The organism is Methylomonas stagni (genome assembly GCF_050154735.1).
Taxonomy (GTDB): Bacteria; Pseudomonadota; Gammaproteobacteria; order Methylococcales; family Methylomonadaceae; genus Methylomonas; species Methylomonas koyamae_A.
In genome coordinates this window covers 2,136,376-2,156,896 of sequence record NZ_CP189557.1, presented here as the reverse complement: position 1 = coordinate 2,156,896, position 20,521 = coordinate 2,136,376, and the positions used below count along the sequence as shown (strand labels likewise).

Annotated in this window: 9 protein-coding genes; 8 read left to right on the top strand and 1 reads right to left on the bottom strand. The window is 57.1% G+C overall.

Annotated elements, in window-relative coordinates; all coding sequences use genetic code 11:
- Positions 1-596: 596 nt before the first annotated feature.
- The 8 genes from ACP4CD_RS09940 (at position 597) to ACP4CD_RS09905 (ending at position 19,552) form a co-directional block, all read left to right on the top strand.
- Positions 597-9,008: a filamentous hemagglutinin N-terminal domain-containing protein gene (locus tag ACP4CD_RS09940; RefSeq protein WP_426994417.1), complete on the top strand. Its 8,412-nt coding sequence runs from the start codon at positions 597-599 to the stop codon at positions 9,006-9,008.
- On the top strand, positions 8,993-11,344 hold the full coding sequence (locus ACP4CD_RS09935; protein ID WP_426994416.1) for a filamentous hemagglutinin family protein: 2,352 nt from the start codon (positions 8,993-8,995) through the stop codon (positions 11,342-11,344). Before ACP4CD_RS09940 ends, ACP4CD_RS09935 begins: the two co-directional genes overlap by 16 nt.
- Before the next feature lie 151 nt (positions 11,345-11,495).
- Positions 11,496-13,283 carry a DUF2341 domain-containing protein gene (locus ACP4CD_RS09930; protein ID WP_426994415.1) on the top strand — a complete coding sequence of 596 codons (1,788 nt, stop codon included), beginning with the start codon at positions 11,496-11,498 and terminating at the stop codon, positions 13,281-13,283.
- 84 nt (positions 13,284-13,367) lie between these two features.
- Complete coding sequence (locus tag ACP4CD_RS09925; RefSeq protein WP_071155059.1) at positions 13,368-13,772, top strand: ExbD/TolR family protein; 405 nt, start codon at positions 13,368-13,370, stop codon at positions 13,770-13,772.
- Between the two features lie 6 nt (positions 13,773-13,778).
- Positions 13,779-14,438 (top strand): energy transducer TonB family protein, encoded by a 660-nt coding sequence (locus ACP4CD_RS09920; protein ID WP_396642365.1) that lies wholly within the window; start codon positions 13,779-13,781, stop codon positions 14,436-14,438.
- Positions 14,439-14,456: 18 nt separating this feature from the next.
- Positions 14,457-16,166, top strand: coding sequence for a putative porin (locus ACP4CD_RS09915; RefSeq protein WP_064026770.1), 1,710 nt, complete (start codon positions 14,457-14,459; stop codon positions 16,164-16,166).
- A 21-nt stretch (positions 16,167-16,187) separates the two neighbouring features.
- Entirely contained in the window at positions 16,188-16,808 is a 621-nt protein-coding gene (locus ACP4CD_RS09910) for a hypothetical protein (RefSeq protein ID WP_426994414.1), read from the top strand.
- A 356-nt stretch (positions 16,809-17,164) separates the two neighbouring features.
- On the top strand, positions 17,165-19,552 hold the full coding sequence (locus ACP4CD_RS09905) for a tetratricopeptide repeat protein (protein ID WP_426994413.1): 2,388 nt from the start codon (positions 17,165-17,167) through the stop codon (positions 19,550-19,552).
- Between the two features lie 179 nt (positions 19,553-19,731).
- On the opposite strand, the gene ACP4CD_RS09900 is transcribed toward ACP4CD_RS09905, so the two are convergent.
- Positions 19,732-20,508, bottom strand: coding sequence for a CpsD/CapB family tyrosine-protein kinase (locus ACP4CD_RS09900; RefSeq protein WP_064026764.1), 777 nt, complete (start codon positions 20,506-20,508; stop codon positions 19,732-19,734).
- Between the last annotated feature and the right edge of the window lie 13 nt (positions 20,509-20,521).

The following is a 20,521-nucleotide window of genomic DNA, read 5'->3' as shown; positions in this document are numbered from 1 at the left end:
AGAAACTCGCGGATTTTTTCGATTGTTGAAGGGAGTACAAACCTAGGTTTGTACTCCGGCTGGTTTCTGGAGTCGATAAATAGATGCGTTTAAACGGTATTTAAAACATCGGCTTGAACGTATGGAAATTCGGCGTATTTATAGATTTTGTTTGAACGGCGGCGCGCGAACGACGAAATCGGAAATGTTGGTTGTTACGATAATATGACCTAATTTTTATACTATTAATTTTCAAGATTATCCCGGCGATTTATTTGCTATAACCAATTAATTAATAAGGCATTTAATTGGATGTTTTTTGTTCGGCGATGAGTTTGGATTTTGGGTGTAATAGACTCGTCATATTCCGAATGGCTAAATAATTTGATTGCTACTTTAGTACAGTTTTTGGCGACCGTTAGTCGGATAGATTAATAAATAGTCACTATTCGCCGGGCATTTGGAAAAGGGTGGTTTATTCCTTCTCCGCGGGAAAGAAATTCGTGCCGCGCGCTGAATGGTTGCAATCAATAGAAGATTAATTCGGCGAAGTCGCTGTTTGCGCTTATTTGGTTAATTCCCCGCCGGCGCGTTATTTTATTTGAAGGGCTAATTCCATGACCAACAAACCATCGGCTAAATCCCAGGACGTTCAATTTCGATTGAAACCGCTCGCGGCTCGCGTGCGCTACGCATTGGCCGGCGGCCTGTTGGTGGGTAACGGCGCCGCGTTGGCCGAATTACCGATACCGGCGGCCGCTTGGATCAGTAGCGGTAGTGCGCAAGCACCGGTCGTGGACGGGAATACGATGGTGATCAAGCAGCTTTCGGACAAAGCAGTCTTGAATTGGCAAAAATTCAACGTCGGCAAGGAAAATACCGTCAAGTTCGAGCAGCCCGGCACCTCGTCGATCGCATTGAACAAGATAAACGATCCAGATCAAGATCCCAGCAGGATCATGGGTCAGATCGTCGCCAACGGCCAAATCTATCTGTACAACAAAAACGGCTTTATCTTCGACAAAGACTCGGTGGTGAACGTCAACAGCTTCATCGCCACCACTTTAAAAGTTACCGACGAAGCCTGGGCGCGCGGCATCACCCGTGTCTACGACGAAAGCAAGGGCGCGGCCTTGGAAATCGAGCCTAAATCGCCGGACGACAAACTCGATCCTAAAACCGCCGAGATACTGATTAACGCCGGCGCCAAGATCACCACCGACAAGGCCGGCCGCATTATCATCGCCGCGCCGAAAATTACTAACGATGGGACGGTGACCGCCGGCACTCAAGGCCAAATTATCATGGCGGCCAGCGAAGACAAGGTGTATCTGCAGGCCGCCGCCGACAAAGGTCCGTTCTCCGGTTTGCTGGTCGAAGTGGGTACCGGCGGCAAGGTGACCAACACCGGCGATATCGCCGTGCGGCAGGGCAATGTGACTTTGGCCGGTTTCGCGGTCAACCAGGAAGGCCGCGTTAGCGCGACGACTTCGGTGAACGTCAACGGTTCCATTCGTTTGATCGCCAGGGAGAAAATCAAGGAGAACAATCCGGTATTGCTCGCTACGCAGACCGTCCGCGACAATGCCGGCGACGGGGCCGAAACCAACGCTAAGGTTCGCTTGGGTGACGGCAGCGTCACCGAAGTGGTGGCCGATAGCGACGGCGGTAGCGCGATCGACGAACAGACGCAACCGGTGTCTTATATCGAGATCGGTGCCCACACGGTGGCCTTGGAGTCGGGTTCGACGATACACGCGCCCGGCGCGACCGTTGCCGTTAACGCGACCGACACTCCGGAAAACGCCGACCTTGGCAAGTCCGGCCGAATACTGATCGATAAAAACGCCAAAATCGACGTCGCCGGCTATAAAAACGTCAAGGTGGGGATGGAGCGCAATGTCGGCGAGATTTCGGTGCAGAGCTACGACTTGCGCGATTCGCCGCTGCAGCGCGGCGGGATTCTAAAAGGCAAAACAGTGTATGTCGATTTGCGCAAGGGTACCGATCTTGTCGATGACGACGGCGCCTTGGCCAGGATCGGCCGAACGGTGGAAGAGCGATTGGGCACGGGCGGTAAAATCACGTTGACGTCCGGCGGCGACGTGATCGCCAACGACGGCTCGCAATTCGATATTTCCGGCGGCTCGCTGCAATATCAGGATGGTTACATCAAGACCACCAAGCTGCTGACCAGCTACGGTGAGGTTGTCGATATTAGCGATGCCGATCCTACGGCAAAGTATGCCGGCGTTTTCGGTAGCGTCGAGGAAAATCATGTCAAATGGGGGGTCAGTAAAACGTGGAACTTGCTGGGGACGTTCGGCAAAGGCGTTTTTGAAAAAGGCTATACCGAGGGTCTGGCCGCCGGCAGTTTGAAAATCTCCGCGCCTCGGCTGGCGTGGGGCGGCACTCTGACCGCTGGTTCCGCGGTCGGTGTTTACCAGCGAGCTTCGGCGAGTGCCGCCGCGAACGGCAGCTTTGAGATCGATTTGGCGACGTTTCAGGACGCTCAAAAAACTCTGCAGAACGTTCAGTTCGTCGATCGTGCCGACGCATTGAACTTTGCGTTGAACGACGAATTCCCCAAGAACGGCGAGACCGATATCGATTTGAAAATCGCGGCCGCCACGCTAACCCGCTCCGGCGTCGGCAACGTGTCGGTGAAGACCCGCGGCGACGCTTCCCTAGACACCGACTTGGCGATGGGGCCGGGCGGCAAATTGAGCGTCGAGGCGACCAACATCGCCGTCAACGGCGATTTCAAAGCGGCCGGCGGCGCTCTAAATTTGCAAACCGATATTTCAGCGGTGGCGGATGGCGTCGATCTAGCGCAACAGGGGCGGATAGTCGTGGCGTCCGGAGTCAAAGTGGATGTATCCGGCGCATGGGTCAACGATTTGCGTAGTGGTCTGCATGGAACCCCGACCGATCCGTTGCTGATCGACGGCGGTAAAGTGGTGTTTCGCGCCAACGGCGACGTGCTTGTAAACAAGGGTGCCAAAATTTTGGCCGACGGTGGCGCATGGTTACCGGTCAACGGCAACGTGCGGTCCGGTCGCGGCGGCGAGATTACGTTGGCCGCCGAAGGCAGTACCGGCGACTTGATTTCGACGCTGACCTTGGCCGGCGAAATCTCCGCCTACGGTTTGGAACAAAACGGCGTTCTCAATCTGACGAGCGGCAAAATCCTGGTGGGATTGCCCGACGCCGCCGACGACGTTAGCGATGCGCTAGTGTTGGGTACTTCAGCCGGATCGTTCGACCTGTCCAAGCAGTTGGCCTTTCGCGAAATCAATCTGAGTGCCGACTTCGGCGGATTGACGGTAAAAAGCAACGTGGACTTGAACTTGAGCCAGCGCAATCTGGTATTGACCGCCGGTTACCAGAACGCGGCGACCGGCAGTTCGATACGCGGGTTTAGCCGGACCGTCCAATTGGCCGACCATTTGCGCCAGTCGGTCACGCTGACGTTAAAAGGCTATGCCGGCGTCGTGTTGGAAACCGGCAGTCGCATCGTCGCCGATACCGGTTCCACGATCGGATTGACCGCGACGGCCGGTAGCGTCTTTGTCGATGGCATATTGAAGGCGGCGGCCGGAAAAATCGATTTGCTGATCGACCCGGCCGCTGGCTTGCAATACGATCCTACTCAAACCATTTGGCTGGGCAACCATGCCAGCCTGGACGCGCGCGGCGTCGCGGTGAAGGAACTGGCGGACGCTTACGGGAACCGGGGCGGTCAAGTGCTGGACGGGGGCACGATCGCTTTCGATGCCAAACGCGGCGCCGTGGTGATCGCCGAAGGGGCGGTCCTGGATGTTTCCGGTACCGTGGCGACCGTCGATGTCGAGCGTTCCGATACGGTTTCGGCGGCGGCCTTCGTCAAGCGAACCTTCGCCTCCAATGCCGGCAACATATCGATCAAAGCGGCCGACGGTATCGTTATCGATGGTGAAATGCGAGCCTATGCCGGTTCGGCCAGCATGCACGGCGGGCGATTGTCGCTGCGCCTCGATCGTTCGGAATTAAACCGTCCGGAAATTCCGGTCGTGCCGTTTCCCGACGGACCGTTGGTCATTAACGTCAGTCAGAGCGGCAAGCGCCAATCCGAAGAGGATCTGAAGTTCGGCGACGCCTACCCGGAAGACGGCATCGGCTTCGCAAGTATCGGCGCGGATCAGATTAGCGCCGGCGGTTTCACCGACCTGAGTCTGGCCGTGAACGGGACGCTAGGCGACGCGGCGGTGGCCTTCGTCGGCGACGTCAATCTGACCGCGGCGGAACGCATCCACATCGATGCCGCCGAGCTGCGCGCGGTCGGATCGAACGGCGCCGACGCCGGCTCGGTTGTGTTGAATACCACTTTTCTAGAGCTCGGTTCCGATAAGCTACGCACTATTGCCGACAGCGCCGAAACCGGTACCGGACAGTTCGCCGGCAATGCGCAATGGATACAACTGACCGGCGCTAGTCTCTGGAACGGCTTCCAGAAGGTCACGCTATACAGCGCCCACGATATACGCACGATAGGCGTCCGCGAGGAAAGCGACGAGCAACGCGATTATGTCGGTGCCCTGGTGACGGCCGGCGATTTGTATTTGCACGCCAGCCAAGTATATCCCAGCACACTGACCGACTTCACGTTCGCGGTGCGCGGCAATCCGGACGGAAAAATCGTTATCTCCGGCACTAACACCGATGCGACGCCGTTGTCGGCGGCCGGTTCGTTGACTTTCGAGGCGCCCTTAATTAGCCAGCAAGGCGTGGTCAAGGCGCCGCTCGGGAAGATTACGTTCCAGGCCGGCGATACGCTAACGCTGGCCTCCGGTAGCGTGACTTCAGTCTCGGGTATCGATCGGCTGACGGCTACGGAGTTATTGATTCCATTCGGTGTTGTTCAGGGCGGAACCGACTGGTTATATACCTTGGATAATGTTCGAAACCTGGTTTGGGGCGCCGCGCCGGAAAAACGCATCGTCATGGACGCGCCGGAGATCGATGTCGCCAGCGGCAGTCTTGTGGATTTGGCTGGCGGAGGCGATTTGCTGGCCTACGAATTCATACCGGGTGCCGGCGGCTCCTACGATTATTTAACGTCCGGTAGCGGCAGCTATCAGGGCGGCTTCGCGATTTTGCCGACCTTGGGGTCGTTGCTGAGTCCGTACGACCACTATCAAAGTAGTAGCTTCGATTATTCGCTCGGCGCCACGATTCATTTGGAAGCGAGCGGCGATCTGCCGGCCGGCGATTACGCGATTTTGCCGGCGCATTATGCATTGCTGCCGGGCGCCTATCTGATCACACCGGTCGCCGACACTCAGGACCAAGTCGTCACCCAATACACGCCTGACGGTAGAACCATCGTGTCCGGTTATTTCGCCCAGGCCGGCGGCAGTATTCGCGATGCGCGTTCCAGAGGTTTTCTAATCGAAACCGGCGCCGACGTTCGTAAGTACTCGGAATATCAAACCTACACTGCCAACAGCTTTTACCAGGAGCAAGCTAAAACCAACGAAACCGCAACGCCCAATTTACCGATGGACGGCGGCCAGGTTTCGTTGATCGCGCAAACCCGGTTGGTGATGGAAGGGGAGTTCATGCTGCAAGCCTTGCAAGGCGGCCGCGGCGCTCGAATGGATATCGCCGCCAATAACATCCGCATCGTCGCCGACCGCTCCGGCGAGGCTGCCGGCACCGGCGTCTTGGAAATTCTGGCCGACGACTTGAGCGCGCTGAATGTGGAAAGCCTGTTGCTCGGCGGCGCGCGAGACCGCGATGTCGAGACTGGCGAGACCGCGGTTGATGTCAGTGCCGATAGCGTGGTGTTCGCCGAGGGCGTCGATCTGCGCGGCGGCGAGATTATCGCGGCGGCCAAAAACCTGGTCGAAGTGCGTACCAATGTGAGCTTGGATGCCGATCGCCGTGTGGTCGGCGGGGACAGTGTGTTCAATCTGGTCGGTAACGGGGCCTTGCTACGCTTGTCCGGCGGCGATCAAATCGAACTGAACCGTACCGAAACCGACGGTTCGGCCGGCGATTTGTTGGTCGCCAAGGATGCGTTGTTGCACGCCGCCGCTTCGATGTTATTGGATGCTTCGCACTCGACCGAGTTGCAGGGCGATATTCGGATGGAGGGAGGTTCGTTGAATCTGGCGGCCAATAGCGTCAATCTCGGTGCCGTGGATGGCTTGGCCGGCGGCGCATTGAATCTGACCAACGCCAAATTGGCCCAGTTAAACGTGGACGAATTAGTGCTGACCGCGCGTGATAGCCTCGGCTTCTACGGCAATGTGGATTGGCGGGGCGAGCGTTTGGCGATTAACGCCGCGGGTATGACCGGTCACGGCGCGGCCGGCGACGTGGCGTCGATCAGCGCCGGAACGCTGGTCTTGGCGAACAGCGGAGCGGCGGAAAATCTACAGACTGTTGACGGCGGCGGTCGATTGGCTATCGTTGCCGATAGACTGGAAACCGGTGCCGGCCGGTTTTCGATACTGGGTTTCGACGCGGTCGATGTCAACGCGAGCGAGCAAGTCCGCGCCACCGGTGACGGCGAATTGCGCGTCGCGGCCGATTTGCGGCTGGCGACCGGCGGTTTCGGCGCCGACGGCGGCGCCAGCTTGAACATCGACGCGAGCGGGCATGCGGCGGAATTCGCCGGTCTAACCGGTAACGCGGCTATCGTCAGCGGATACGGCGCCGAATTGGCCGTTACCGCCGACAATATCGACTTCGATAGTCGGGTGGTGTTGCCGTCCGGCGCGTTGAGCCTGCACGCGTTGAGCGGTGACGTGAGCTTGGGCGAACATGCCCAGCTCGATTTGGCGGGGCGGGCCGTCAAGTTCGGTGATGTCGACCAATACAGTCCGGGCGGCCACTTCACGGCGGTGGCGGATCACGGCGGCATCGCCGCCAAGGCTGGGTCATTGATCGACGTGGATAGCGGCGGTGGCGATGCCGAGGGCGGAAATGTCGAAATCCGGGCGCTGGAAAAATCGGCTTCGTTGCAAGGCGAACTGCAAGCCAAGTCCGGCAGCGCGACGGTCGAGGTCGGCGACTTCGCCGCCGGTCAGGGTTTCGACGCGTTAACGCAAAAATTGAACGGCGCCGGTATCGATCGTTCGATATACATCCGAGTCGGACAAGCCGATATCGTGCAAAGCCAGTCCGGCTCGGTCCGCGCCGAACAAGTGACGCTGGTCGCCGATACCGGTTCGATCGAACTGGCCGGCACCGTGAACGCCGACGCCGCCGACGCCGGCGGTAGCATCAAATTGTATGCCGGCGACGATGTGGTTCTGAACGCTGGCGCGAAGTTGTCGGCGCGCGGTACCGGCGACGGCGCCAAGGGCGGTTCCGTGTTGTTGTCCAGCGTCGATAGCGACGGCGACGGGATCTCCGGCGTCGCGGTGGGCGAAGGTAGTCAAATCGACGTGCACGGCACCGGCGCGGAAGGCGGCGACGTGACGCTACGAGCCTTGCGGGACGGCATCGGGGTGCGGATACAGCCGGTCGCCGGCTCGATCAGCGGTTACAAGACGTTTTATGCCGAGGGCGTCGCCAAATATGCCAACGCCGATTTGGGCGACGACGGCCGAATCGACGCCGCCGACATCGCCAAAATCAAGGCCGATACCGCCGCCTACATGACCGAAGCCAACATGGCGGCGGTCGCCGACCGGTTGGGCCAAGGCATCCGGTTGCTGGCCGGCGTCGAGATCGATTACAGCGGCGACCTGACCTTAAAGGACAAGTGGGATCTGGCCGACTGGCGCTACGACGAAAACAGCGACGACAATGTTTGGGACGACGTGCCGGGGCGCTTGGTGATTAGGGCCAGCGGCGATTTCACGCTGGATCAGTCGTTGAGCGACGGGTTTAAAAACGTCACGTTTCAATTCGACAATTTCGACGGCACTACCAGGTCGGTCGAGATTATCGACAAATTGCAGAGCGGCGCGTCCTGGTCCTACCAACTGACCGCCGGCGGCGATTTGACCAGCGCCGATTCGGACAAAACCTCGGGTGCCGGCGATTTGACGTTAACCAGCAACGTCAAGGTAAGAACCGGCACCGGCGACATTCAGTTGAATGCCGGCGGCGATATTGTGATTTCCGCTGGGGAAAGCATCGATAACGAGCTGGCTGCGGTCGCCGCGAAAAGCAGCACGGTTTTGGCGGTCAGCGATGCGTCGGCCTGGAAAGCCGGCGGGTACCTATCGGGTTCCGGAATTGTCGCCGGGACCTATATTACCGAGGTCGACGCCGGAGGAATCACGCATGCGACGTCGGCTTCCGCCGTCATTCGCAGCCTATCGTTACGGCTGGACGACACTGAAGCGTCCGGTTGGCGGGTTGGTTATTATTTGACCGGTAACGGCATTGCGCCGGGTACCACCATTACCTCTATTAATTTGGCCGGCGTCGCGGCGCAAACCACGGCCTTGGCCGCCAAGAACAGCAAGAGTCTGAAAGTTGCGGATGACGTCAATTGGGTGGTCGGTGATTACCTGACCGGCAACGGTGTCGCGGCCGGGACTCAGATCACCGCGATCAACGTCAACGCCAACACCAAGATTAAGACTGTCACAATCAACAACGCGCTGACCGGAGCAGTATCGGCCAACTCGACCTTGACGACCCTGCCATCGGTGCATTTAAGCACCGCGACGACTAAAATTATAACCGCCGACACGGCCATTTCGACGCTGCCGTCGGTGACGCTCAGTTTGGCCACGACAGCGCAGATATCCAAAGATACTAACAAGAAAGCCGAATATACGCCGGCATCCGTCTATAGCGCCGGCACGACGACGCAAACCAACCCTTACGGTTCGCTCAGCGATCGGGCGGTTGCGCAGTTATTCTACAGTGAGTATCCGGTGGATGGCGGTGATGTGGGTCTGACGGCGGCCGGCAATATCCAAGGGACGGTCAGCAATAATAGCTACAACGATTGGATGCTGCGCGTCGGAGGTTTGAATGCTCAGAGGCAATCGCAACCGACCGCATGGGGGTGGGGTTAGGCTATATTCCCGGCGTGAAAAACCAATTGAAACCCTTTGTGGTACCGCAGCCGTTGTTCCAACAAAACGTTGGGGCCTTCGGCGGCGGCGCGGTTAATGTCAAGGCGGGTGGCGATATTTCCGATCTGGAAGTGGTCATGCCGACCACTGGCAAGCAGGTCGGCGACGCCAATGGTAGTCCGAATCTGACCGGATTTAACAGTAACGAAGTCGTGGTCGGCGGCGGCGGTACCCTGGCGATCGAGGCCGGTGGCAATGTCAACGGCGGCGTGTTTTATTTGGGCCAAGGCGAAGGCTCGATCAGCGCCGGCGGAGCCATAGGCGGCGGCGGCCAATTTGCCGGCGGTCCGGTACTGTTGATGGGGGATACTCGTTTCGACATATCGGCTGGAAACGACTTGTCGCTGGCCGGCGTCACCGATCCGATGATAGCGGACGACGGCGAAGTGAATTTTTTCAGCTACGGCGCCGACAGTGGTTTGACCTTGGCCAGTCTGGCCGGCGACATTGGCTTGCACAGCAGTGCTTCGAAATTGATTTCCGTGTTGCTTCCCAATACTAGCTCAACGGATCAGCAAAAGTTGCTGGCGGCCTTATATCCGGGTTCCTTGAATGCCACCGCGTTTGGCGGAGACATAGAGTTGAACGAAGAAATCATCCTGTTTCCGGCGGCAACCGGCAGCTTGAATTTGTTGGCGGAAGGCGACATCAGCGCGGCCGACCTGACCTACCGCCTGGGTGTATCCGATGCCGACCCGGCGCTGGCGCCCGGCGCCACCGCACCGCTGGCGCGGACGGCGATGGCGGATTTGGCTGGCGCCTTCAATGCGCTCGGGGATTCGCCGTTGGCGCATGCCACCACGCCAATCCACGCCGGCGACAAGCAACCAGCGCGCTTGGTGACTCGTAGCGGGGACATAAAAAACATCGAATTGGTGTTGGCGACCAAAGTCTTGGTGGATTCGGGGCATGACATTCTGAATTTGGCGGTGTCCGCGCAACACGCCAACGTCAGCGACACCAGTTTAATCAAGGCCGCCCGGGATATTCGCTTCAGCAGCGCTCGCAATGCGAACGGTAAGCTATTGGATAACAGTGCCAGTATCGAGATCGGCGGCAGCGGTGAGGTACTGGTAAAAGCCGGCCGCGACATCGATTTGGGGGCGTCCAAGGGTATATCGACGGTCGGCGACGTGAACAATGCCAATCTGCCGGACCAGGGTGCCAATCTTACGGTGCTGGCCGGCGCAAACGGCGAACTGAACTATGCTGGCTTTATCAACGCCTACATGATGGGCGACGACGCGCAGTCGTTGAAAGCCAGGGAATTGATTACCACCTTTATGCGCGAACGTTCCGGGAATACCGCGCTTGGCGAAGCAGACGCCTTGGCGGCTTTCGCTAAACTGAACAGTTGGGATTTTGTGGCGATTCAGCCGAAGTTGAACGCCGCCTTACTGCCGGTATTTTTCGATTTGATTCGCACGTCGGGCAGCGCGTCGGCTTCGGATAAGTCGGCTGGAAACGAGGGGGCTTACTCCGCGATCGACACGCTGTTTCCGGGTGGCGAATGGCAAGGCAACCTAACAATGGTTTATAGCAAAATTTACACAGTGGACGGTGGCGATATCAATCTGCTGGTACCTGGTGGAGGTGCTAACGTGGGTTTGGCGGTTTCGCCGAACGATAACAAGACCTCGGACTCATCAGCAGAAGATGAAGAAGCGAACAAGGACTTGCCGGGGATCTTGGTCCAGCGCACCGGCAACATCAACGCCTTCGTGCGCGACAATTTCAATGTGAATACCTCCAGGGTATTCGCACTGGATGGTGGTGACATCATGCTGTGGTCTTCCAACGGTGACATTGACGCCGGCCGCGGCGCCAAATCGGCCATCTCGGCGCCGGCACCGAAAATCAGCTTCGACGAAAAAGGCAACATGAAGATTGAATTTCCGGCTGTCGTGTCCGGCAGTGGTATTCGCACCGCCGCCAGCTCGGAGGGCGTGGTCGGTGGCGACGTGTTTTTGTTCGCGCCGAAAGGGGTGGTCGATGCCGGCGAGGCCGGGATCGGCGGGACCAACGTGACCATTTCGGCGACGGCGGTATTGGGCGCGCAAAACATCCAGGTCAGCGGAATTTCCACCGGCGTGCCGGTGGCTTCGGTCGGCAGTGTCGCCGCCGGCTTGACCGGTTCCAGCAATTTGACCGCCGGCGTCAGCCAAATGGCGGAAAGCTCGGTCGGCGGCGATGTGGCCAGTAAGAACAGTGCCGCCGCCATTGCCAAGGCGATCCTCGGCATACTCAGCGTAGAAATCCTCGGTTTCGGCGATTGATATAGCGGTGCCGGCGCGGCGGCGGCGAGCCGCCGCTGGTTGGCTCGGCGGGAGGCACCCCGTCCGAGTCTTTGGCGTCATTCCCAAGGTGTCATAAAAATGTAAGATTTGGCGGGGATAATTCGCGATATGTTTTGATTTGAGGGTAAACATGAAGCGGATAGTCCTTGCAGTATTGACCTTGTTGAGTTTATCGCAGCCGGCCCTGGCGTGGTGGAACGACGATTGGGGTTACCGGAAGAAAATCACCCTGGATGCCAAGCAGTTGCAACAGGAGGGCGTGAAACCGGCCGGCGAGGCTTTGATACCGGTGCGGCTGCATACCGGCAACTTCGGCTTCTTTACCGATCTGGGCGAAAACGGCAAGGATGTGCGCTTTATCGCCGGCGACGACAAAACTCCGCTGAAGTTTTTCATCGAGAAAATCGATGCCGTCAACGAGATGGCGCTGATCTGGGTGAAATTGCCCAAGGACATCGCCAATGCCGACGAGCCGGCGATCTGGATGTATTACGGCAATCCCAAGGCCGTGGACGGCCAGGACGGCGTCGGCTTGTTCGATGTCGCCCAAGGTCTGGCCTTCCACTTCGAGGCCGATGCGGTCAAGGATGCCACCGCCTACGCCAGCCAACCGAGTAGCGCCGGCTCCAGCAGGATCGAGGGCGGCGCGATCGGCGACGCGGCGGGGTTTAACGGCGGAGCGGTCATCAAAGTACCGGCCACGCCGGCGATCCAAACAGCGACCGATCCGGGCTGGACGCTGTCGATGTGGGTCAAGATCGATCAGGCCCAGTCCGACGCGGTGTTGTTTCAACGCGATAAGTTGACTTTGTCCGTTAGAGGTCAGGCGCCGGTCCTGCAAGTGGCTGGCAAGGAATTCGTCAGTCCGGCCGGTTTGAATCTGGCCGCGTGGCAGTTGTTGGCGGTGACCGGCAACGCTGGCGGTTACACCTTATATGTCGACGGCAAGGCGGTCGGCAACGTACCAGCGACGGTGACCGCGCTGGACGGCGAGCTGGCGATCGGCGCCGCGTTGGACGGTAGCCGCGGCTTCGTAGGCGCGCTCGACGAATTCGGCATCGCCAAAACCGTGCGCGACGGTAACGCCTTGCGCTTTGCCGCCTTGTTGCAGGGCCAGAATTCCACGTTGTTGACTTACGGTGAGGACAGCACGCCTGACAGCGAGGAGGGCGGCGAGTCGTATTTTACCGCGACGCTGAACAACGTGACCGTGGACGGCTGGGTGGTGATCGGCATTCTGATGGTGATGTTCGTGATCAGTTGGCTGGTGATGATCGCTAAGGCCATCGTGCTGGGCCGGACTCAGTCCGAAAACAAAAAGTTCGAAGCGGCCTTCAGCCGTTTAGGCCAGCGCGATATCGCCACCTTGGACCACGCGGACGAAGACGGTCAAAGCGATTTCGACGAGTCGCCGCTGCTGCTGTCGTTGACCGGCCATCACGCTGCCTTTGCCGGGTCGTCGATCTACCGGGTCTATCACGTCGGCGTACAGGAAATGAACAAGCGTCTGGCCAAGGCGGTTGGCGCCGACGTCGCGGACCGTAGCTTGTCGGCGCAGGCGCTGAATGCGGTCAAGGCTTCGATGGACGGCGCGTTGGTCCGCGAACTGCAAAAACTCAATTCGCAAATGGTGTTGTTGACCATCGCCATCTCCGGCGGACCGTTTCTGGGGCTGCTCGGAACCGTGGTCGGGGTGATGATTACCTTCGCGGCGATCGCGGTCAGCGGCGAAGTTAACGTCAACGCCATCGCGCCAGGTATCGCGGCGGCGCTGACCGCGACGGTCGCCGGGCTGGGCGTCGCGATTCCGGCCTTGTTCGGATACAACTATTTAGGTAGCCAGATTAAGGTGATTACCGCCGATATGCAGGTGTTCGTCGACGAGTTCGTCGCCAAATTGGCCGAACAGCATAGCTGACGACCCATTCGTAGGGTACGCATTGCGTACCTTGCAATTTAGCCGGTACGCAATGCGTACCCTACGAAAACGCGAGAAGTTTCCATGAAAGTTCAAGAAGAAAATGCCGCTTACGACGAGATCAACATCACGCCGATGCTCGATCTGGCTTATGTGCTGTTGGTGGTGTTTATTTTGATGACCACCGCGGCGGTGCAAGGTGTGCAAGTTAACCTGCCTAAGGCCAGTAATACGCCCAGCCTGTCCAAGCCGCAAACCAAGGCGATCACGGTCACCGCCGACGGCACGATATTTCTGGATACCTTTCCGGTGACGATGGAGCAGTTGGAATCGACGCTGCTGCAGTACAAGGCCGCCAATCCGGAACTGCCGGTCGTGGTCAAGGGCGACGCGACGGTGCAATACCAAAGCGTCGTGGATATCTTAGCCTTGTTGGGCCGCTTGGAAATCACCCAGGTCGGCTTGGTGACGCAGAGCTTGGTCAAGTAACGCCTTATGTCCGGCAACAAACGCTGGCGGGTGTATATCCCGCGCCTGATTGGTTTTGCACTGGCGGCCCTGGCGATTTATTACATCGTTAAGGTCATCGGCGAATTCATCAATGAAAAACCGGCGCGCGGCGAAAAGAAAATTCAGCCGATTACCTTGCTGAAGCCGCCGCCTCCACCCCCGCCACCGCCCAAGGTCGAAAAGCCGCCCGAGCCGGAGATCAAGGAAAAAATCGAAGAGCCGGAGCCCGAGCCGGAAGCCAAACCCGAGGAAGCGCCGCCCGACGAAGCGCCGGCCCGCGATCTGGGTCTGGACGCCGAAGGTACGGCGGGTTCGGACGGGTTTGGTCTGGCGGCGCGTAAGGGCGGCACCGGGCTGTTCGGCGGAGGCAGTCCCTACGCCTGGTACGGTGGCTTGATCAAGAACGACATCACCAACTTGCTGAGTAGCCACGACGATTTACGGCGCAAGGGTTATACCGCCATCGTCAAAATCTGGCTGAAGTCGGATGGATCGGTCGAACGCTTGGAATTGGCGAAAGGCAGTAACGACGCGGAGATCGACGAATTGCTGACACGCTCGCTGGAGAAATTCAAGCGCGTCGCCGAGCCGCCGCCGCCGGGCATGCAGCAACCGATCAAGTTAAAAATTTCATCACGACTATAAATCTAAACAGGTAGATCCATGGCGAACAAAAAACGGCTGATGGCCCTGGCATTGTCCGGGCTGATCGGCACGGCGCAGGCCGGCGAAAAGGAGGAGTTGCTGAAGCTGCGAAACACCACCACCAATTTGATCAAGCAATTGGTCAAGCAGGGCGTGATTACCGATAAGATGGCCAATGAGATGATCAAGCAGGCCGAGGTCGACGCGGAGCAGCAGGTGGCGCAAGCCAAGGCGGCCGGCGCCAAGGAAGCCGTGCCGGCCGACGAGGTCAGGGTGGCCTACGTGCCCGACTTCGTCAAGGATGAGATTCGCCAGCAGGTGCGTAGCGAACTGCGCGAGGAAGTCGTCGGCGACGTGATGCAAAAAGCCAAGAACGAACAATGGGGCTTGCCGAACGCATTGCCGGAATGGACTAAGCGTTTCAAGCTGTCCGGCGACATTCGCTTGCGTTCGCAGCATGAGTATATGGCCCAGGACAATATCGCCGACTCTTATGTCAATTACCAAGCATTGAACGACGCCGGTGGGTTTACTAACGCCCAAGACAATTTTACGTTGTATCAGAACACCACGCATGATAGACAACGCTTTCGTGAACGCCTACGCTTGGGGATAGACGCCAGTATTACTGACAGCGTCAAGGCTGGCGTGCGCTTGGCGACCGGTAACCAGCGCGATCCGGTTTCAACCAACCAGACCTTGGCCAATTTTGGTAATCGTTACGAATTCACGGTCGATAGAGCTTATCTGCAGTACGACGGGGTTGACGACAACAAATTCAAGTGGTTGACCTTGAGCGGTGGCCGGATCAAGAATCCCTGGTATACCGGCGGCGGCGAATTTAGCGGCGGTAGCGAATTGGTGTGGGATACCGATTTGTCGTTCGAGGGTTTTGCTGGCACGGTCAGGCAGCGCTTGGGTGGCTCGGACAGTTTGCTGGAGAATACCGATCATTCGGATTCGGTGTTTATAACGGCAGGTGCGTTTCCGTTGCAGGAAACCGCGTTCAGTAGCGACAAATGGCTGTTCGGCGGTCAAGTAGGTCTGGAATTGGGCTTTGATAACCAGGATAGTTTGAAAATCGCCGGCGCTTACTTCGATTATGTCAACGTCGAGGCAAGTCAGAACACCTCGTTGACAGGCACTTGCGACAATAATACTGTCACCAACAACGCTTCTCGCCCTTCATTCCTGCAAGGCGGTAACTCCTACGCGACGATCTGCGCCGAAGGTAACCGCAACGATCTGGCGTCGCGCACTGGGTTGCCTGCCATGGTCGGCTTGGCCTCGGACTTCAACATAGTCAATATCAACGCGTCCTACGACATGGCGGTGTTTGCGCCATATCATCTACGGTTTAGCGGCGACTACGCCGAAAACATCGGCTTCGATTATGCAGCCGTTAGCGCCAAAGTCGGCCAGCTGGTCGATGATAAAACCAACGCTTGGCAATTTCGCGCCGACTTCGGCTGGCCGAAAGTGGAAGTGGCCGGCAATTGGAACGTGTTCGCGGCTTACAAATACGTTGGGCGCGACGCGGTGCTGGATGCCTTCACCGATTCGGACTTCCATTTGGGCGGTACCAACGTCAAGGGCTGGTTCGTTGGCGGCAATTACGGCCTGATGAAAAACGTCTGGCTGACCGGCCGCTGGCTCAGCGCCGATATGATCAGCGGTCCGCCCTGGGGTATTGACGTGTTGCAGATGGACATCAATACCCAATTTTAGGAGGCTGGCATGGGATCGGCAATGAAAACGGGTTTGATGGCGGCCATTCTAGCCACGACGGTCGTTGGCGCAGCGCAGGCGGCACCGCGCGAAGCCAAGGGGGATAGCGCGGCGGTGTTGAAGTTGCAGGCGCTGGTTAAAAGCTTGACAGGCGAACGCGACGCCGCGCAAGCCGATGCGGCCAAACTTTCCCAGGAAATCGACCGTTTGAAAAAGGAGAAATTGGCGGCGCAGGCGGCCAAGGACGAATTGAGCGGTGCATTAGCGGCCCAACGCAGTGCCGCCGGCGATGTCAAACAACGTTTGGATAGGTCCCAAGCCGCTTTACAGGACTGGCAAGACAAACATCGTCAGCTCAGCCAGACTCAGGCAGACTTGACCAAACAGTTGAACGTTTCGCGCGGCAAGCAGCGGGATGTCGAGCAGCATCTGCAAGAATGCGCCAGGCGTAACGTTAAACTTTACCAAGCCGCCAGCGAGTTGCTGGAGCGCTATCAAAATCGCGGTACCTTGACCGCGCTGGTCGGCGACGAACCTCTCTTGCAATTCGACAAAGTCGAAATGGAAAGTCTGGTACAAGATTACCAAGACAAGTTCGACGCGGAAAAGCTGAATTCTGACGAGTCGCAGTCCGGGCGTTAGTCCCGACGGCAATACTTTCGGGCCGGTTTTATCCTGTAGCGATAGCGGCTCGCGAGGAATTGCATTTATTCTCAGGTCAGCCGCTTATGCTGGCTAGGCGCCGGCACGGGTGGTGATGAGCGACGGTATGGCTTGGCGTTTGATACCGTCGGTTTGCCGACTTTGGCGCCAAAATCACTCATGCAAATCCCCTGCCGCTTTACGCCGTTACTGGGTGCGTCATCATGTCGCACCCAGCAACGCACGGTTTTTGCCGATTCCGGCACTGCTTGACCTTGCAAATACGTTAAAATTTGAACAGGCACCTTCACTTGCCGGCAGTTATTCATCAAACGCAGGAACTAGCGAGATACGCAATGACGACAAAAACAACCTTTTTAAAGACTCTGGGCATTGCGGTGCTGACCACGGGCTTGGTAGCCTGTAACGGCGCCGAAGAGCGTAAAGCCAAATACATGGACGAAGGTAAGCAGTTGCTGCAGGCCGGCGATTTCGAGAAAGCCCAGCTTGCTTTCAAAAATGTGTTGCAAATCGATCCCAAGGATTGGGAAAGCCGTTATCAAATGGCCGAGGCTCTGAGCAAGCAAGGGAAAATTGAAAACGCTTTCAAGGAATATAGTACCGTTGTCGCCAATAGTGAAAATCATGTAATGGCGCGTGTTAGGGTTGGCCAGCTGTTATTGTTGAATCGGGCGGTGGACGAAGCTGAAAAAATGGCCGGCGAAGCCCTGGCGAAGCAACCGGACAATGTCGAGGCCTTGGTGTTGTTGGCGGGCGTTCAGGCGGCGAAAAACAATGACGACACCGCGATTGCCACGATCGAGCGCGCCTTGAAACAGAGCCCGGACGACGTGTCGGCCACACTGATGATGGCCTCGATTCAAACCAAATTGAATCAAGTCGATAAAGCCATTGGTTTGCTCAAGCAAGCCAGTGAAAAGAAGGCCGACAGCGTGCCGTTGCGCAGCATGTTGGCCGGCCTTTACGCCAAATCCGGCCAACTCGGCGAAGCCGAGACCTTGCTGGCTTCATTGATCAAACTTGAGCCGCAACAACTGCAGCATTACCGAACCTTGGCTTTGTTCCAAGTCAGTACTCAGCAACTGGATAAAGCCGAGGCGACATTGCGCGACGCGGTTCAACAGCTCCCGGACAACGATACCGCCAAATCCTATTTGGTGGATTTCTTGCTTGAAAAGCGCAGTCCGGAAGTGGCAACCGCCGAGTTGTTGCCGATGATCGAAAAGAAACCGGACGCTTACGATTTGCGCTTCAAACTGGCCAACATCCAGCTAGGGCAGAAGCAAGTCGATAAGGCCGAAGCCACGTTAAAAGAGGTGGTCGAGCTCGATAAACTGGGAGCCAGCGGTATCAGTGCCCGCAACAAGTTGGCCGCGTTGTATTCGATGACCAAGCGCGTCGATGAAGCGAAGGTCTTGAACAAGGAGGTGTTGGACAACAATCCGCGTGATGCCGAGGCGTTGACCTTGCGGGGCCAATTCGCGCTGAACGACAACAAAATGCCGGAAGCGATTTCCGATTTCCGTTCGGTACTGGTAGATCAGCCCAACAATATTGCGGTCTTGAAATTGCTGGCCGCGGCACATCTGCGTAACAATGAAGATGAACTGGCTAGGGAAAATATGGAAAAAGTCGTCGCGGCGGCTCCCGCCGACGAGGTCGCGCGCATGGATTTGGCGGGCTTGTTCATGAAGGCGGGTCGGCAGGATCAAGCCAAGCAGCAGTTGGAAGCGTTGATCAAGGCCAACCCTAAAAGTTTGAAAGGTTTGGAAGCATTGTTTAAGTTCGAACTCAGTCAAAAGCACTGGGATAAAGCCCAGGATGTCGCGACCCAGGTACAGCAACTATCCGATAAGGATGCCACCGGTTTTTATATGTCGGGATTGGGTTATCAGGCTGAAAACAAGCTGGAGGCCAGTGTCGAGGCCTTTCAAAAAGCCTTGGACCGCAAACCCGATGCGATCGAGCCGCTAACCGAGATGGTCAAAAGTTTGTTGGTGTTGAAGCAGCCCGAGAAGGCGGTCGCCAAACTGCAACAAGTCATCAAACAGCAGCCCGACCATTTCGTCGCCTACAATTTGCTTGGTGGCGTTTATTTGAACCAACAAAAATTTGCCGACGCCAAAGCCATCTATCAAAAGGCGTTGACAATCAAACCCGAATGGTACAGCCCGTATCGGAACTTGGCGTTGATCGAACTCGCGCAGAAGAATCAGCCCGAAGCTGAAGCAATCTACCGCAAAGGCATCGAAAAAACCAATGGCGCACTGGAGCTGGTCGACGACTTGGCGCGGCTGATACACCGTAGCGGTAATCACGAGAAAGTTCTGGCTCTTTACGAAGAGTCCTATAAAGCTCATCCGGATTCGGCGGTGGCGGTCAACAATTTGGCTAGCTACATTTCCGATTTCGCGGCAACGCCCGAGAATTTGGCGCGAGCCGAGAAAATGGCCGAACCCTTGGCTAAGGCGAACAACGCGAACTTGCTGGATACCGTCGGTTGGATTGCTTACAAACAGGGCAAGTTCGATAGAGCCAAGGAGTTGTTGCTACAGGTTGTCGAGAAAGCACCGAATGCCGCGATCAGTCGCTACCACCTAGGAATGGTGTATTTCAAACTGAACGATACCGTTAATGCCAAGGAGCAATTGCAAAAGGCGGTGGACGGTAAGGTTGAATTCGACGGCTTAGCGGAAGCCAAGGAAACGTTGGCGAAGCTTTAAACCGGCAAGTCGCCAAACTAAAAAGGCTAGTTCCGTTGGGAACTAGCCTTTTTTATTGTTTGATGGTCTGCTAGCGAAAGTTTCTTTAGCCGATCGGGTTTAAAGTGTCGGAGCGGTAAGTTGCGCCTAAAACCGTAATCGACTCGAAAGTCATTTCAACGAGCTTTAAAGCGCGGCATTCAGACTTGTTCGAAAGAGAGTTTGTCGTCGGTGGCTTTATTGAATACGCTGCCGAGCAAGTCTATGCCTTTCAGCAAATTTGCGGCGTGTTTTAGCTCCTCGGTTTTGGTATGTCCTTCGTCAACGACCAGCAACACGCAATCGACGTAGGGCGAGAAACCCAAGGTGTCGTCGTGCGACAGTATCGGTGGCATGTCGAATATGATAATCCGCGACGGATAGCGGCTTTTCAGTTCGTTAACCAGACGAACCATTTTCGGAGAACGCAACATCTCGGTCGAATTGAACAGCGGTTTGCCGGCCGGCAAAACCACTAGGCGTTCGATACCGGGGTTGACTAGCATCGTGCTCAATTCGCTGTCGTTGAGGAGATAGTCGCTGAGGCCAGCGCCTTGTGGAAAGCCGAACAACTGATGCTGACTGGGATTTTGCAAATTGGCGTCCACCAATAATGCGGTGCGGTCCAACTCCATCGCCATGCTGATGGCTAGATTGGCGGCGGTGAGGCTATTGCCGGTTCCGGAGCCTGTGCTGGTGATGGCTACGGTTTTCCATTCCATCGCATCCATTTGCTGCAAGCAACGGGTGCGCAGCATGCGATAGGACTCCAGCCATTTGCCCTGAGGGAAGGCGGATATGATCCGATTTTGCTTGAGCAGGCGCTCGTCGGCTTTTTGTACCTTGGTTTGGGTGTAGGCGATGTTGACTTTATCGCTAGGCAGCCCGGCGGCCGGGTTTGCGGTATTTTTATCCGCTAAATTTTCGATGGAGTTCATGGCGGGTTCCCTG